Below are 16422 nucleotides of genomic sequence, written 5' to 3'. Positions count from 1 at the left end.
GCTTATAGAATAGATGAATATTAGTATTTTCCCCTATTCCTTGTTCTCGGTTGCTTCCATCAAATTGGTATCGAGAACGTGTTTAAGTAAACCGGGGAAACTGTGATTATACTCCGGTACTACCATAATAAATCCATCGGCGCTATTGGAAGTTGCTGAAAATTCTGCATCTTTGATTGATTCAGCAGCATCATCCGTAGGAAATTTTAGTTGACGAATATCAATCAATTCGGTGTCAACTCCATTCCAATTTTCAACTTGTTCGTTTACAAAGCTGCTACCAGTTCGCTCATTCTACCCTGCTAAGTAGTGCCAAGGATAACCGGGATAAAATTTTACTCATATTGACTGCTCTTATTAGCGAACATTAAAAAAATATACTTAAATAAATTAAATAGAAATATTTGTTGATTTATTTTCATGTTTAAATATCCGTTTAACTGCAATCATAAATATAATTACTTGCTTGATTTTTTTCATTGGTATAAAAGATTAAGAGTTTTATCAGCTTAAAATAAGTGCAAGTAAATTTTTTTTAACTTTCGGCTCGCTTTTATACCCAATCTGTTTTATATTTTGATTTTTAAGATTGAATATATAGTTTGCTCAACTACTCACCGTAAATTCTAAGAAGGTTACTACAATATGAATTCTTATCTAGCAGCTGCTATCCAAATGACCAGCGTGCCCGATTTATCGTCAAATTTAGCGCAGGCTGAAGAATTAATCGACGTGGCCGCGCGTAAAGGTGCCCTGTTAGTGGGTTTACCGGAAAATTTTTCGTTTATGGGAGAAGAAAAAGACAAGCTTGCACAAGCTGAAGTTATTGGCAAAGAGACTCAAATTTTCCTGAAAAAAATGGCTCAGCGTTACCAAGTGAGTATAATTGGTGGTGGTTTTCCCGTACCTTCGGATGACGTTGACAAAGTTTTCAACACTGCTTCGCTGATAGATTCCAACGGTGAGGAATTATTGTCCTATCGTAAAGTACATTTATTTGATGTAAATGTCCCTGACGGTAATACTTATCGAGAATCTACTACAGTAATGGCTGGTAAAGAACTACCTCCAGTGTATTCCTCAAAACAATTAGGAAATATCGGACTTTCAGTTTGTTACGATGTTCGCTTCCCCGAAGTTTACAGACATCTATCAAAAGAAGGTGCCGACGTAATGTTTGTCCCCGCAGCTTTTACTGCTTTTACTGGTAAATACCACTGGAAAGTATTATTACAGGCCCGCGCCATTGAAAATACTTGCTACATAATTGCTCCGGCACAAACAGGTATACATTATAACCGTCGTCAAACCCACGGTCACGCCATGATTGTTGACCCTTGGGGAGTGATTTTAGCCGATGCTGGAGAACAACCGGGAGTGGCGATCGCCGAAATAAACCCTGCCAGAATTGAGCAAGTGCGCCGTCAAATGCCCAGTTTAGAACATCGCGTATTTTAAATAGTTGTAAAAGGAAACAGAAAATAGGGAACAGTGAAAAAATATGTTCTTAAAAAATTTTCGTCTTTGAGCAGCATATTTTTTGCACAGCAAAAGTAAAGAGCGTTTTTTCTGAAAATTGAGCATACTATGTACTGAAGAAGCACAGTTTTAAATAATTTGTAATAATCAAGAAACCCGGTATCTCAAAGATACCGGGTTTTTGCGTTTTAACTTATATGAATCAAATTTTTTTTCTTTGCTTACTTTCTATTTTACTTTTCCTTTGTTCCCCGTTCCCTATTCCCTACTCCCTAAAGAATGTATCAACAAAACAATATTTAAAGCTAAGTTTATTTATTCCTAACTCTAGTATTTTACGGTATTAATGCCACAGCTTTAGAACGGGGTAATTGCGGAAACTAGTCCGAATTATTCTGATAAAAAGAAGTATGAGTTGTAATTAAGTTTATTTTATTTTTTGATTTTTGTAATTTTTTTGAGACAAGCTTGACTGTCTGTCCTTTTTATTGGAATTTTCAAGAAGGCTAAATTTTTATCTTCTTTATTTTCTAGCTCCACTCTTCCAGAATAAAGACGATTTTCTTTACTACCGAGCGTCACTAGCATTAAATTTAGAATATGCTCGAAAAGGTGTAACTACATGGGTGCTAATGGAGAAATTAAACGTGAAGCTGTATTTCAGCCAGAGTTTTTGGAAGATTTAGAGTACTGGGTTAATAAAGACCGGAAGATGGCACTTCGTGTACTTAAAATGGTAAAAGAAATTTTGCGAAAGACTTTCGCTATTAGCTCGGGCTTTGCAACCCTAAGCGATTTTTAAAATACTCGCAATTAACAACTACTAACAAAACAAAAAACCGGGGAACAATACTTACCCGGTTCGGTCATTTTTCACAGAATCTTTAGTAACGTAGGGACACGTTGATATGGTGTCCCTAGTTACTTGTTAACTTTTATTTAAAAAACTATACTTTCGCAGTAGACTTAGTTTTAGCAGAAAGTTCGCCACTAGCATACTTAGCTGCAAACTCATCTAAAGGAATTTGCTTGATCTTGCTAGCATGACCAGCAGTACCAAACGCTTCATAGCGATCCAAGCAAACCTGCTTCATGTACTTGATGGAAGGCTTGAGGAAGTGACGGGGGTCAAAGTTAGCTGGATCTTTCGCAGCAGCTTCGCGGAAAGCAGCGGTGATAGCCAAACGGTTATCGGTGTCGATATTCACTTTACGTACACCACTCTTAATACCTTTCTGAATTTCTTCAACAGGTACACCGTAGGTTTCAGGAATCTTACCACCATACTTGTTAATCATATCCAACCACTCTTGAGGTACGGAAGAAGATCCGTGCATTACAAGGTGAGTGTTGGGTAGACGGTTGTGGATTTCTTCAATTCGGCTGATTGCCAAAACTTCACCAGTAGGCTTACGAGTAAACTTGTAAGCACCGTGGCTGGTTCCGATCGCAACTGCAAGCGCATCAACTTGAGTTCTTTCTACAAATTCAACAGCTTCATCGGGATCTGTTAAAAGTTGCTCTCTGCTGAGTTTTCCTTCAGCACCGTGTCCATCTTCTGCTTCACCCATTCCAGTTTCCAAAGAACCCAAACAACCGAGTTCTCCTTCTACAGAAGCTCCAACTGAGTGAGCTACCTTCACTACTTCAGCGGTAACATTCACGTTGTACTCAAAGCTAGCTGGAGTCTTCGCATCAGCTTCAAGGGAACCATCCATCATTACACTGGTGAAGCCATTGCGAATTGCAGAATAGCAAGTAGCAGGGCTGTTACCGTGGTCTTGGTGCATAGCAATGGGAATATTCGGATGGGTTTCCACTGCTGCCAAAATCAAATGACGTAAAAAGTTTTCTCCAGCATACTTACGCGCACCGCGAGAAGCCTGTAAAATCACGGGGCTATCAGCTTCTACAGCTGCTTCCATGATTGCCAGGATTTGCTCCATGTTGTTGACATTGTAAGCTGGGATGCCGTAACCGTTCTCAGCAGCATGATCCAACAGCAGACGCATTGGTACGAGCGCCATATATATATTCCTCCTAATTTAGTTATTAGCTAATCTGTTTTAAGACAAGCGTAATTCTTACGTTAATCTTAATATTTTTTTCAACTTATAGGAAATTATAACTATTTGTGCGTACCTATGTTTAAAAAGTTTCTTATCAAAGGTCAAAGGTTGAATAACTTTTCTCCCCATCTCCTTGTCCCCCTATCTCCCAATCTCCCCATCAATAAAGAAAAGGAAAAAACGAAATATCTAAGTTCTAAATGGGTAGCCTGGGATTCGAACCCAGAACAAATCGGTTAAAAGCCGAGTACTCTACCGTTGAGCTAGCCACCCATCGCATTTTGCGCGACTTATGAATAATAGCATAGAACCCTGTTGTTTTGTAAAGGGGTTAAGCGAAAAAATTTGCTGTGAGACGAATCATTGCTGAATGACTGGCTCCAGGTTCCAGTACGGTCAAGTGTTCTTTGGTGTTCATTGCATTCCGTGGCCCGCTCCAAGGTTCTAAGCAATAAAAGTCTTTGCCTTTGACCGTCCAAAACACTAGGGTTGAGAAATTGTCATCGTAATCCAGCGTCATTTTTAAGTTACGACCTTTATCTGTAACGCTGGTAGATTTTGCACTTAGCTTTGTAAATGCAACATCAATTTCATCTTTACTCAAATCAAAGTTACCGTTAAACGAGTGAATTTGCTTGCTATCTTTCTCTTGAAACTCAGTAGAAGGAATATCAAACTCTAACTGACTTTTATCGTGGGTTAAGAAGTAAGGATGAAAACCTACCGAAAAAGGCATTGACTCGGAAGAATTATTCTTAAATTCTTGAAGTATGGTTAGTGTATTGCCATGCAGTTGGTAGGTGAAATCTACCTGAAAATCAAAAGGATAAACCTTATGAGTTTGTTCGTTGCTGTTGAGATGCAGCTTAAGAGAAACATTATCTACACTAACTTCTTCGCCTACTTCCCAAGGTAAGTTACGACCAAAGCCATGTTGCTTGAGCGTAAATTTTTTATCGTTAACAGTGTAAGTATCGTCAGGTAAATTTCCGCAAATAGGAAACAAAATCGGATTTCCACCTCTAATGCTCATTTCCGGGTTCTTAAATCGTTCTTCATCAAGATAAAAAATTTCTTTCCCGTCAATGCGCCATTTTGTAATAATACCGCCACGTTTGGGTAGAACTTCTAACTGAGACTTAGCTTTTTCGTCAGTCAAAATGTAGGTTTCGTACTGTCTTTGTTCGACGTTGATAGAAAACATAAAATAACGTTAGTTGTTAGTTGTTAGTTGTTAGTTGTAGGGGAATTGGGCATAGGTCATAGGGCATTAGTAATAGTTAAGAGTTAAGAATTAAGAATTTTAAACTATTTCTCCTTGTCTCCTTGTCCCGCCCTCTCCCCCTCTCCCTATCACTTTACCTTTGACCTTTGACCTCTTGCCTCTTGCCTCTTACCTAAATCTACTCGTCTTCGGCAAAAATAAACCTGTGCAGCTCGCTCGCATCTGGTTCGGGGCTGCTTTCGGCGAATTCGACTGCTTCGTCTACGGTTGCTTGAATTTTGCGCTCTATATCCTTAAGTTCTTCTTGAGAAGCTAAGTTTTGTTCAACTAAATAAGCTGCAAATTTCTTAATTGGATCGCGAGAAAACCAAAATTCTTTTTCTTCCTTACTACGCATTTCGTCTGGATCTGCTAGCGAGTGACCCCGGAAACGGTAGGTAAGTGCTTCGATTAATGTGGGGCCTTCACCATTACGAGCGCGTAATACTGCGTCCGTAGCCACCGAACGAACTGCTAGTACGTCCATTCCATCAACTTCTACTCCATGCATACCGAATACGCTGGCTTTTTTGTAGATTTCTGGTTGAGAAGTAGCGCGTTCGTGAGACATTCCAATCGCCCACTTATTGTTCTCTACCACAAAAAGAATCGGTAGTTTCCATAAAGCAGCCATATTTAATGTTTCATAAAATTGACCGTTATTGCAGGCTCCATCGCCAAAAAAGCAGGCTGTAACTTGGTCGGCGTTTTCATCTCCAAGAACCTCGCGACGGTACTTGGTTTGAAAAGCCGCTCCGGCAGCAACCGGAATACCCTCAGCAACGAATGCATAACCACCTAACAAACCATGTTCTTTGGAAAACATATGCATCGAACCACCGCGCCCTTTACTACAACCAGTGGCTTTACCAAATAACTCCGCCATGACTTCTTTTGCCGGAACTCCCGCACTCAAAGCATGAACGTGGTCGCGGTAAGTACTCGAAACAAAATCTTCACCCGGTCGCATCGCTTTAATTACACCGCTAGAAACTGCTTCTTGACCGTTGTACAGGTGAACAAAACCGAACATTTTGCCTCTGTAGTACATTTCGGCGCACTTATCTTCAAAAAAACGCCCCAATATCATGTCTTCGTAAACTCGTAAACCTTCTTCGGGGGTTATTTGTGCGGTGGTCGCATTGAAATCGGGTAAAGTACGTTCTTGAATCATTGTTTTTCCTATATACTCCGTGGTAACACTTAAAGAGATAATTTTTGTAACAGGGGCTCTATATTGCGAACTCAGCAGTCAAAAACCGTTCGTAATACGCAATTTTTGGTGGACTGCCGCCATCCTGCTCTATATAAGTACTTACACTGCCTTGACTTCTATAGATTACCGTTTCAGGATATCAATATTCTGCATTTTGATTAACAAATTAGATACAGACAGCAAATATCCGGAATATCTCTGTAGATATTTGTACTTAAATCACAATTGTGATAATATCTTTTTCTCGTTTGGGAAAAAAATTACAGGGGTAATACTTAATCTTTCCCGATTATGGGAAAAATCCTTTATCTACCAAGATATTGTTCTTCATCGAACAAAACTATTGTTGTGCAAATACAACGTTTATATAGGGTGTATTTAACAATTTAGTCCCCAAGAAAGGTAATATCTAAATTATCGTCTTCTTAAATACTTCTGTTACACTAAGCACATTTAATTAATGTAGGAGGTTAAAGATCCGCTTTAATTTACACTGATGAGCGACTACTTAACTCTATCTGAAGGGAGGTATAGGTAAAGATGTCGCGATACACACTTATATGTGTGAAGCCACTGGGTTATTATTATGGCACGGTTTTACAAGCCCAAGAATATATTAAGAAAACTTTATCGATCAAGGCTGAGCGGGGAAGTAGACTGTGCAAATTCCGCTAGATTATTACAGAATTTTAGGAATTCCGATGGCGGCAAGTGAGGAACAGTTGCGTCAAGCATACAGCGATCGCATTGTCGGATTGCCGCGACGGGAATATTCCCATACAGCAATTGCATATCGAAAAAAACTTATAGAAGAAGCATACGTGGTTTTATCAGATCCGAAAGAACGCTCCGAATACGACCGAGTTTATCTGACACACGCTTACACTCCGGAAGACGGGCGCGATAGCAGTGTGGCGGTTGCTCCTCGGGCACCAGGCAGTCAAGCTGAAATGGAATCTAAAACTCTAGGTATCGACATTTCTCAAGAAGAATTGATTGGCGCTTTGATGCTTTTGCAGGAGTTGGGAGAATACGAACAGGTTTTAAATCTAGGTCGTCCATACTTAGTTAACCAAAATGGGAAAGTAGCCGATCTTTCAGGACAAGCACAACTGAGCGTCGAACAAAACGCTCACCGTCCCGATGTTGTTCTCACGGTTGCTCTTGCCTGCTTGGAATTAGGCCGCGAACAATGGCAGCAAGCTCATTACGAAAATGCAGCCGTATCGTTAGAAACTGGTTTAGAACTGTTATCCAATGAAGGATTATTTGAAAGCGTTCAAGCTGAAATAGAAGCGGATCTGTATAGACTGCGACCTTATCGCATTTTAGAATTACTAGCATTACCAGTAGAGAAAACTGCCGAACGACAACAGGGTTTACGATTATTAGAAGAATTACTCGTTTCTCGCGGTGGAATTGATGGCACGGGTAAAGATGAATCCGGTTTAAACGTAGATGATTTTCTGCGATTTATTCAGCAATTACGTCATTATTTAACGGTTGCAGAGCAGCACAAGCTATTTGAACAAGAAAGCAAACGTCCTTCTGCTGTCGCGACGTATTTAGCTGTATATGCTTTGATAGCACGAGGATTTACTCAACGTCAACCTGCTTTAGTCCGTCAAGCCAAACAAATGTTGATTCATCTGGGTAAACGTCAAGACGTACACTTAGAACAATCTTTGTGTGCTTTACTCTTAGGACAAACCCAAGAAGCAACTCGTGCTTTAGAGTTAAGTCAGGAATACGAAGCTTTAGCTTTTATTCGAGAAAATTCCCAGGATTCTCCCGATTTGCTACCCGGATTGTGTTTATATTCAGAAACTTGGTTGCAAAGTGAGGTATTTCCTCATTTTCGGGATTTGAAAAATCGGCAAGCTTCTTTGAAAGAATATTTTGCTGACGATCAAGTACAGGCTTATTTGGAAGCTTTACCCAGAGATAATCATGCCCTACCTCAACCTCAATCAAATAATCAAAATAACCAAAATACTCAAAATAAAAGCAATTCTAATGTCGTTTATCGACAGTTTAATAACCACAGGCAAACACCACCAGGGTATGCTCAACAAACAACTGCCAATGCTCCGAGCAGAGAAACTAATCCCGTAACACCTAACGAAACACGAGTATCAGTCGGGCCGCTTCCAACAGCCGAACGCTTCAGAAGTAACAACCGCGTTCAAAATGGTTCTGCAAGGGCGATGATGCCCACAGGCGTACCAGACCAAACCAATGGTCGTAAAAGACGCAAGCAGACTGAAATTCCAAGCTCTGGAGTTGCTGTTGATGGTACACCTCGCCGCTTAGTAACCAGACGACGCAGTACTACATTAACCTCGCAAAAAAGAACCCGTTTTATATTGTTAGTTTTTGGCTCTTTATCGGGTTTATTAGTTTTATGGTTGTTGGTGGGTACGGCTGTAGGATTATTGCAAAATTTATTTTCCCCCGAACCAATGCAAGGGGAACAGTTGAGCATACAGTTAGATAAAGCACCGATAGAAATACCGAATGCTAATAGCGAACCTATTTCAGATAACGTTATTTTGACAAAAGGAACTGCAAAAGTAATAGTTGAAAATTGGCTATCTACTAAAGCAAGTGCCTTGGGAGAAAATCATAATATTGACAGCTTAGATGATATTTTAGTCGGCACCGCTCTTAATAGTTGGCGAATAGTAGCTCAGCGAGTTAAGTCACAGAACCGCTATAGAACCTTTGAGCATAAGGTGAATATTGAATCCGTTGATACGATTCCTAATAACCAAAATCAAGCTGCTATTGAAGCGACTGTAAACGAACAAGCTCGCTTCCATGAAAACGGTCAAATAAACCAGGCTCGGTCTTATAACGACACTATACGAGTTAGATATATGGTGGTTAAAATCGGTGGCAAATGGCGGATTAAGGATATGTCTGTTGTGAATAAAATTAGTTGATATTATTTATACTAAACTTGCCAAATTATTGCTTCTCGGTATCATCATGACTCGGATTTTATCGAGACAAGAGTTTACGGTTTTAAGACTGCACTCGAAACTTGATAGGACTTACGCAAAGCCCCCCTTTTAAGGGGGGTTGGGGGGATCTAAACGTCTAGAATGCCTATTTTATCGTTGCGATTGCGTAAGTCCTACTCGATTAATTGCGATCGCCGCGACAATCCAAGAATCTTGCAAGTTTATTTTTTAGTACTTCACTTAAATTCCGCAAACTGAAAATCACCATCCGAAGAACCGTTGATTGTAGTTGAACTAGGAGTAACCAAAAACATTAGTTTATCTTTACTAGCAGCAAATTGGGGATCGCCTTTTTCGTCAAATTCAATCTTCACATTATTAGTACCTTCTGCTGAAAATTCATCCGTCTTTAATTCCATGTAAAGATTTTTACGGTTGATATCACCCGCAATACTCCTCATTCCTTGAGTAATTACCTCAGCCGCATTATATGCCATAGCTGTTCGGAAGTTGATACCTAAATGTCCGTTGCTGGTACGTGCAAAGAGTGAATCTACATCTTTCTCAATCGGAAATAAATTATTACTTTCGCTTCTAATCCATTGGACAGCTATTATCAACTTGTTAGTCAAATCAGCACCTAGTCCTTTTGCAGAATATACAGCATTGCCAGCGAGTAAAATCATATTTCCACGATTGTTGGAAATCTGAGAATAATTGTTTTCTATGGTCTGATTGTCTATAGCTAACAATATTGCCCCTACATTTTCATTACCTGCTTTTTGCATACATTTGGCGACATTATTACCCTTGTCAGCCAGATTGCAATCAACAATCATTATTTTATTATTCGCTAGTTTAATAAACTCATTGCGGAGAGACAAACCATAGTAATCTTTATTCTTTTGAGCGTCATTATAAATAATAAGTACTTTATTGATATTAAGTTGTGAAGCACCAAAAATATAATCATTAATTAATTTTTCAGCAGCAAGAGAATTATCTGGAGATACGCGAAAAACGTACTCATTTAAAGGATAATTATTATCTCTTACGGCAGTACTTGTAGGGGAAATTGCCACAAGTCTATTTTCAGCTAATGTATATGTATTGCCATAAATATTTCCTGCTGCTAATGTAGTATTACTAGTGTAGTGACCGATAACACCTAAAATACTTTTATCTTGTACAATTTGGCGAGCTACATTTTCTGCTTGAGCGTCTTCGTTATCATCATCGCAAATCTGGATGAATAACATATTGCCTTTGATGCGTCTAGAGGCATTGTTTTCATTGTTAATCTTTTCTTGAACAACAGCAACTCCAAACAAAATTTCCTTGGCAATATTAATATTATCATTAAGATTTGGCTGATTTTGACCAACAATCGGGACGCATACTGCTATTTTGATAAAATTACCATTTTTAGCAGCTTTAGCATTATTTAAATAAATTCTGGTTTCTGGATCTATTTTGTAATCTTGAAGTTGTTGCTCGAAGCCTTCTATAGCTGTTTGATAATTTCTTTTTTCAAAAGCATTGCTTCCTTTTTTGAATCCGTCTTGGTTCGCGGATTGGGTTAAGCTAATCAATCGTTTTTGCCCACAACTAAACTGATTATCGGATATGCAAATAGGAGGTTGTTTTTGCCCGTTGTAAATAGTAAATATTATAGCTAAAGCTGAAAATACTAATATAAAGCCTTTCGATCCAGAAAATATTCTCTTAACCTTATATGAAATAATTTGAATAAATCTTCTAATCTTATCGAGGAAGTTTAGTGGTTTAGTGCCATAACCCTCAGTTATTGGTCGCGGATCTGGCTCTATTTGCACAAAAGAAGGTAAAGCCATCATGACATCTTCCGCCGACTGATACCGATCTGCTGGTAGTTCCGACAGCATCCGGTCTAAAACACCTGCCAGGTTGGGATTTACCTGAGCATATTGTCGCCAGTTCCATCGATCTCTGTGCCGTAGTTCAGTTCCACTTTTACCTGTAAGCAAATATACACAGGTTGCAGCTAAAGAATATAAATCTGATGAAGGAGATATTGCTTTGTGGGCTAATTGCTCTGGTGGTGCATACTGAGGAGTAATTGGTGCAAATGTTGATTGCTCGACTGGTTGACCTGTTTGTACTACCTGCTTAACTGCACCAAAATCTATCAGAAATATTTTCCCGTCCATACTACGACGCATGATATTACTCGGCTTAATATCTCTATGGATTACGTGCTCGTTATGGATGTACCTGAGAATAGAAAGCATTTGTTGCAGAAATTCAACAATATCCCTTCCTGAAAATTGACCGCTCTCCTGTAGCTCTTGAAAAAGATTGTTACCTTCGATATATTCCTGCACTAAATAAAAAAACTTTTGCTCGCTGTTTGACTCAAAAGATTGGTTTTGGCGATTCGGTGGCGCTTCTACGATCGGAAAAGCATATGCTCGTGGGATTTGTTGATGATGAAGATTGTATAAAACCTTTCCTTCTCGTTGGAATAATTTTTCTATGCGTTCAAGTACTGAAGGGTTTAACTTTGAACCTACTGAAGGATTTTTAGGACATAACTGCTTGACTACCACATACTGCGGTTGATTCTGAGACTTCCAATCTCTTGCTTTAAACGTTCTCCCAAATCCGCCTTCTCCGATTAAATCTATCGGTAAAAAACGCCCCTCCAAAATCAAGGGCATTTGGCAATGAGAGCAAGTACGCTGGCTAATAAAACCGTTCGTAAATAATCTTTCTGGAGAAATAAAGTTTATCGGGTCCCCACAATCTGGACGAGTGCAGTAAACTTTGATCGGGCGATCACTATTAACCATTAGCTTTTATTTAAACACTGGATAAAAAACCGTTTTGACTAACTACTATACCTTGTTTATTACTTTCATTACCTAAGAGGTTCTACGGGTGCTAAATTTATCCTAAACTTAGATATAACAATTTAGCATATTAGCGTTCAAGCGCGAACGCCGAGAACAATACGCATAAGCAGAATGACAATTTATGTTAAAGCCCATTTTACGGAACATATTAAAGATTAACGTGCCAAAACTTTAGTTTCTAGTATCTAAATTTTATTTTCTCCGAGATATTACTTGTAGTATAAATTTTTAACCAAAATCAACACTTTTGCAAGACTGACTCGAAGCATTTTTTACTGTATTTGCGGTTAGCAGTCTAAGACGGCATACTCATAAGTACCACCGCGCTTCAGCGCTTGCTCATAGGCTGGACGTGCGTGAATGCGCTCTCAGAATTTCATTAGCTGCGGACGGCTTTCATTCAAGTCCAATTGAGCAACAGCAACTTCAAGTGGAAAGCTCATTTGAACATCTGCTGCGGTAAATTCGTCACCTGCGAACCACTCGCTCTTGTTAATCTCTGACTCTATTTATTTAGTATGGAAATAAATCAAATTCAAGCAGCAACGGTTTTTGGGGACTGACTTACAACTGCGTCCAAATGTCTTCTAAAACCAGCCCCAACTCCGAACGAATATTAGTAGCTTGACTACATAAGTTATGAGGCGTATTATTTGAGTCCTATTTATAGGACTTCTGCTATTAGACAGGGACTTGCAGTCCCTGGCGGATTAGATACACACCCGTCAAAATGAATGTGGTCGAATACTAGCCTGTATTCGCAAAGTTTACAAAAATAGCCCCAGGTTGTAAGCCTGGAGCGTTTTAGTTGAGAATTAGGATTATTTTTGAATTATTAAAAAATTTCGTTTGAGTTAGATATTGGTGGAGAGGTAGCAATTATCTAACGTTTATAGATTGTTATCTGGGTTAACAGTCTCAATAATCCATACCAAAACCCATCATATTGCCGAAATATTGTAACTTTCGCATATCGGAATTGAACAGATACTTAGTAATATAATTTATCTCTGTTTAAATATAAATACATAAAAGTGCAATTAATTAGTAATATGGTGCGTTAGGCTAAAGCTATAACACAACCTACGAGAAAATTACGCATAGTCAATATTTATTAATAATTTTGGTTAACAATGTTTACCTTTGACTCGTAAATGAAGACAAATCAAAGGTTTTGAATTAATTGGTTTGGCGCTCTAATTAATTGTTGGGTTACGGCATATTACAATTATTTGGTTATGATTAAAAATTTTTCGAGCCTTCACCCAACCTACTATCTTTGACCTTTAACCTCTAACCTTTGACCTCTCAAGATACTTCTGTCTTCGGAGTTAATAACAAATACAAACAAGGCACCACAACCAGCGCAATCAACGTAGCAGCCAGTAAACCGAAGATAATTGCGCTACACAAAGGCATCCAAGTGGGGTCGCTCAAGGCTAAGGGAATCAAACCAATAATTGTAGTGATACTGGTGGTTAATACGGGTCGTAGACGGTCGGCGGCTCCTTTGGCGGCAGCAAGTCTAACTTTCATTCCTTCTTGCTGGTAGCTGTTCATGGTGTCAACCATCACAATGGCATCGTTAACCACAATCCCCACTAAAGCGATAATACCGATAAAGGCTGAGAAAGAAAAAGGAATCCCTGCGAAGTAAAATCCGCCGAAAGTACCAATCAAAGCGAAGGGAATCGCCAGCAAAATAATAAATGGCTGTCGGTAGGAACCAAGTTGCAGTACTAAAACAGCAAATACTAAGAATACAGCTATACCAAGCGCTTGTCCTGCGGAACCAAAAGTTTCTGCTTGATCAGCTGTTTCACCACCAAAGCTGTAACTGTAGCCACCCGGCCAAGATTTTTTCATTTCTTCTATTTTTGGTTCCAAATCTCCTAAAATTTCACCAACAGTGCGGTTATCATTCTTGGCTAGCACCGTTGCAGTACGTCTGCCATCGCGACGGGCAATGGAAAGAGGTGCTTGTGCCTGGACGGGTTCAACTACAGTACTTGCGGAAATTAATTCTTCAGTGGAATTATTGCTAAAAAAGCGTACTGCTAATAATTCATCTCTGCGTGTGGGTCCGCCAACTCTACCGTTACGAGACGGCCAAGCCGTACTGAGACGAATTTCTAAGTCTTCTTGATTGCCACCAACGGCAAAATTACCAACGTCGATCGCTCTGGTATAATATTGTGCTTGGGTGGTCAGTTGTTCTTCAGTTAAACCGTAAAAACTTAATTCTTCGCGTTTAGGTATTAATCGTAAATCAGCTTGCAAAGTCCCTAAACTATCCCGGACATCGGTAGCGCCGCGAATTTGCCGTAACTCCCTCTGCACCTGCTGGGAAATTTCGCGCAGTCGAGTTAAATCGGTACCAGTAATTTCAATTTGAATTGGATCGCCGCTTTGTCCAGATTGTTGGGCATTTAATACCATTGATGCCCCTGGATAATTATTTACTACGGCTTTTAATTCTTTACGCAAATCATCTAAGTATTCATAGGAAATTTTTTCGCGTTCGTCTTCGGGAAGCAAAACTCCAGAGAAGCCGAGTAAATAGCTACCTTCATTTGGTTGTAGTTCGCCAGATGAAACTAAATTACTGCGTTGTCCGACGTATTTAATGACGCTTTCGAGATAATCTTTTTCTTGTAAAATTTGTCCCAAATCGTCAGCAAATTCTTGGGTAACATTTAGGGTTGTGGTAGGAGGTAATTCTACGTTAACGCTGAAGTTGCGCTGGTCGGATTGGGGGAAGAATTCAACGGGGATTTGAGTAAAAGCGTATACGGCACAGGCAAATAAAGCGATTGTCCCTAAAATCCAAGCGCGAGCAGTAGCTTTATTTTTGACGGTGTGGTTGAGACTCCACCGCACCCAACGTTCGGAAGCGTGTTCGCTGAGTCTATCAATGCGAGATTTCTTTTCTCCACCTTTAACATTCGCCAACAAATAGCGAGATAGGGGAATGTCTACTAAAATCGCGATCGCAAAACTCAGCACCAAACAAATAATTGCGGCGATCGGCAGTAATTCGATAAATTTTCCTAACGTACCGCTAATTGCCATTAACGGTGTCAAAGCTAATATAGTTGTTAACTGTCCGGCAAAAGCAGGCCCCGCATAAGTTTTTACGGTTTGCAGTGCCGCTTGTTCAAAGCTCAAATGCTTGACAAAAATCGCTTCATGCATTCCTTCCATCATCAAAATGAATACATCCACCAAAATTCCCAAAGCCAACACCATGCCAATTAGCACCATGTTGTTAAGAGTTTGACCCATTAACCATAAAACTGCTAATGCTCCTAAAAACGTTAGCGGAATCGAAAGTCCGGCAATCAAAGCCTCGCGCCAGGAAAGAGCAATAAACAAGATGACAAACACCGCAGCCATTGCTTGCAAAGCATTTACGAATAAATTGCCTAACTGTTCCCAAATAATTTCCGATTCATCAGCAATGATGCGGTATTCCATCCCATAAGGCCAAATATCGGGATTTTGCTTAATTTCGTCCATTGTTTCGAGGACTTTATTAATTACCTCAATCGAATCTTGCCCTGGTGCTTTTACCACCCCAACGCTGACAACAGGTTGAAATTCTTCCCCTTTGGTACTAATAAAAGCGCGGGTATCTTCTTGTTCGAGTTCCCGACTTACAGAAGCAACCTCACTTAAACGCACAACCCGTCCTTCAAGACGAGTTATAGGCAATTCTTGCAAGTCTTCAATTGTGCGAAACTTTCCGTAAAATCTTACTTGGGTACCAATTGCATCGCTTTCGATCTCGTTGAGGGGAACATCTCGGTTAGCAGCACGGATTTGATTTGCGACGGTAGTTGGGGAAATTCCCAAGGCAGCTAAACGAAAAGGATTCATTTGGACGCTGATGACTTCTTCCCTAGCACCACCGAGATTTACTTCACTTACTCCCCCTACTTGTTCCAAACTGTCTTGTATTTCTTCAGCAGCTTGAGAAATTACCGTTGCATCGATGTTACCGTACAGCGCTAAAGTCAGAATTGGGGCATCAGTAAGCGAAACTTGCTCAACTACAGGTTCATCGGCATCACTGGGTAATTCTGGTTCTGCTAGAGAAACCGCTTGACGCAACTCTCGAATTGCTTCTTCAGTATTAGCACTACTCGTAAACTCAACATTGATTACTGAAAAACCCGTATAAGAAGCACTTTGAATCTGACTAATATTTTCAACTGAGGTAATTTCTGTTTCAATTTCATCAGTGATTTGCTGCTCGATGGTTTGCGGATCGGCACCAGCCCAAGTAGTGGTAATATTTGCAACAGCAATATCAATATCTGGTTGGGATTGTTTGGTCATCGAAAAATAACCCAACACCCCGCCAATAACCATCAGCAAGCTTAAAAGAATAGCAAAAATTGTGTTGAGAAAAAAGAAACGTTCTAATCGTGAAGCTTTAACATTAGAAGTTTCTTTTTGTGGTGGTGAAGATTCTAATTTGGTCATGGGAATTGGTAATTACTACTTGCTACTCGCTACTCGCTACTCGCTA

10 protein-coding genes and 1 tRNA gene are annotated in these 16422 nt (G+C 39.7%); 3 read left to right on the top strand and 8 right to left on the bottom strand.

Features of this window, described 5'->3' with window-relative positions; all coding sequences use genetic code 11:
* Positions 1-33: 33 nt before the first annotated feature.
* Positions 34-228, bottom strand: coding sequence for an NADPH-dependent FMN reductase (locus ACM03V_RS15270; protein ID WP_414621644.1), 195 nt, complete (start codon positions 226-228; stop codon positions 34-36).
* 417 nt (positions 229-645) lie between these two features.
* Here ACM03V_RS15270 and ACM03V_RS15265 point away from each other — a divergent pair, with 417 nt between their 5' ends.
* Positions 646-1458 (top strand): carbon-nitrogen hydrolase family protein, encoded by an 813-nt coding sequence (locus ACM03V_RS15265; protein WP_414621643.1) that lies wholly within the window; start codon positions 646-648, stop codon positions 1456-1458.
* A gap of 643 nt (positions 1459-2101) precedes the next feature.
* Positions 2102-2281, top strand: coding sequence for a type II toxin-antitoxin system YoeB family toxin (locus tag ACM03V_RS15260; protein WP_414621642.1), 180 nt, complete (start codon positions 2102-2104; stop codon positions 2279-2281).
* Positions 2282-2426: 145 nt separating this feature from the next.
* Here the strand turns inward: ACM03V_RS15260 and fba are convergent, their stop codons facing one another.
* From fba to pdhA, 4 genes are all read right to left on the bottom strand, one after another.
* Positions 2427-3506 carry a class II fructose-bisphosphate aldolase gene (fba, locus tag ACM03V_RS15255; RefSeq protein ID WP_414621641.1) on the bottom strand — a complete coding sequence of 360 codons (1080 nt, stop codon included), beginning with the start codon at positions 3504-3506 and terminating at the stop codon, positions 2427-2429.
* A 243-nt stretch (positions 3507-3749) separates the two neighbouring features.
* Positions 3750-3821 (bottom strand) — tRNA-Lys (locus ACM03V_RS15250).
* Positions 3822-3879: 58 nt separating this feature from the next.
* A complete protein-coding gene (locus ACM03V_RS15245; RefSeq protein ID WP_414621640.1) occupies positions 3880-4752 on the bottom strand; it encodes an aldose epimerase in 873 nt (290 codons plus the stop codon).
* Positions 4753-4951: 199 nt separating this feature from the next.
* Positions 4952-5986 (bottom strand): pyruvate dehydrogenase (acetyl-transferring) E1 component subunit alpha, encoded by a 1035-nt coding sequence (gene pdhA / locus ACM03V_RS15240; protein WP_414621639.1) that lies wholly within the window; start codon positions 5984-5986, stop codon positions 4952-4954.
* Between the two features lie 701 nt (positions 5987-6687).
* On the opposite strand from pdhA, the gene ACM03V_RS15235 reads away from it, so the two are divergent.
* Entirely contained in the window at positions 6688-8973 is a 2286-nt protein-coding gene (locus ACM03V_RS15235; protein ID WP_414621638.1) for an IMS domain-containing protein, read from the top strand.
* Between the two features lie 257 nt (positions 8974-9230).
* On the opposite strand, the gene ACM03V_RS15230 is transcribed toward ACM03V_RS15235, so the two are convergent.
* The 3 genes from ACM03V_RS15230 to ACM03V_RS15220 form a co-directional block, all read right to left on the bottom strand.
* The gene (locus tag ACM03V_RS15230) at positions 9231-11825 is read right to left on the bottom strand and encodes a protein kinase domain-containing protein (protein ID WP_414621637.1); all 2595 of its coding nucleotides are present in this window, start codon (positions 11823-11825) and stop codon (positions 9231-9233) included.
* Between the two features lie 431 nt (positions 11826-12256).
* The gene (locus ACM03V_RS15225; protein WP_414621731.1) at positions 12257-12385 is read right to left on the bottom strand and encodes a hypothetical protein; all 129 of its coding nucleotides are present in this window, start codon (positions 12383-12385) and stop codon (positions 12257-12259) included.
* 811 nt (positions 12386-13196) lie between these two features.
* Entirely contained in the window at positions 13197-16376 is a 3180-nt protein-coding gene (locus ACM03V_RS15220) for an efflux RND transporter permease subunit (protein WP_414621636.1), read from the bottom strand.
* Between the last annotated feature and the right edge of the window lie 46 nt (positions 16377-16422).

The sequence above is a fragment of the Calothrix sp. CCY 0018 genome, from assembly GCF_963920925.1.
Lineage (GTDB): Bacteria > Cyanobacteriota > Cyanobacteriia > Cyanobacteriales > Nostocaceae > Rivularia.
This window is presented reverse-complemented; position numbering and strand designations above follow the sequence as displayed.

Excerpts from the sequence above, each read along its gene's own strand:
- fba (WP_414621641.1), bottom strand. The coding sequence starts at position 3,506 with ATGGCGCTCGTACCAATGCGTCTGCTGTTGGATCATGCTGCTGAGAAC.
- pdhA (WP_414621639.1), bottom strand. The coding sequence starts at position 5,986 with ATGATTCAAGAACGTACTTTACCCGATTTCAATGCGACCACCGCACAA.
- ACM03V_RS15265 (WP_414621643.1), top strand. The coding sequence starts at position 646 with ATGAATTCTTATCTAGCAGCTGCTATCCAAATGACCAGCGTGCCCGAT.
- ACM03V_RS15220 (WP_414621636.1), bottom strand. The coding sequence starts at position 16,376 with ATGACCAAATTAGAATCTTCACCACCACAAAAAGAAACTTCTAATGTT.
- ACM03V_RS15245 (WP_414621640.1), bottom strand. The coding sequence starts at position 4,752 with ATGTTTTCTATCAACGTCGAACAAAGACAGTACGAAACCTACATTTTG.
- ACM03V_RS15230 (WP_414621637.1), bottom strand. The coding sequence starts at position 11,825 with ATGGTTAATAGTGATCGCCCGATCAAAGTTTACTGCACTCGTCCAGAT.
- ACM03V_RS15260 (WP_414621642.1), top strand. The coding sequence starts at position 2,102 with ATGGGTGCTAATGGAGAAATTAAACGTGAAGCTGTATTTCAGCCAGAG.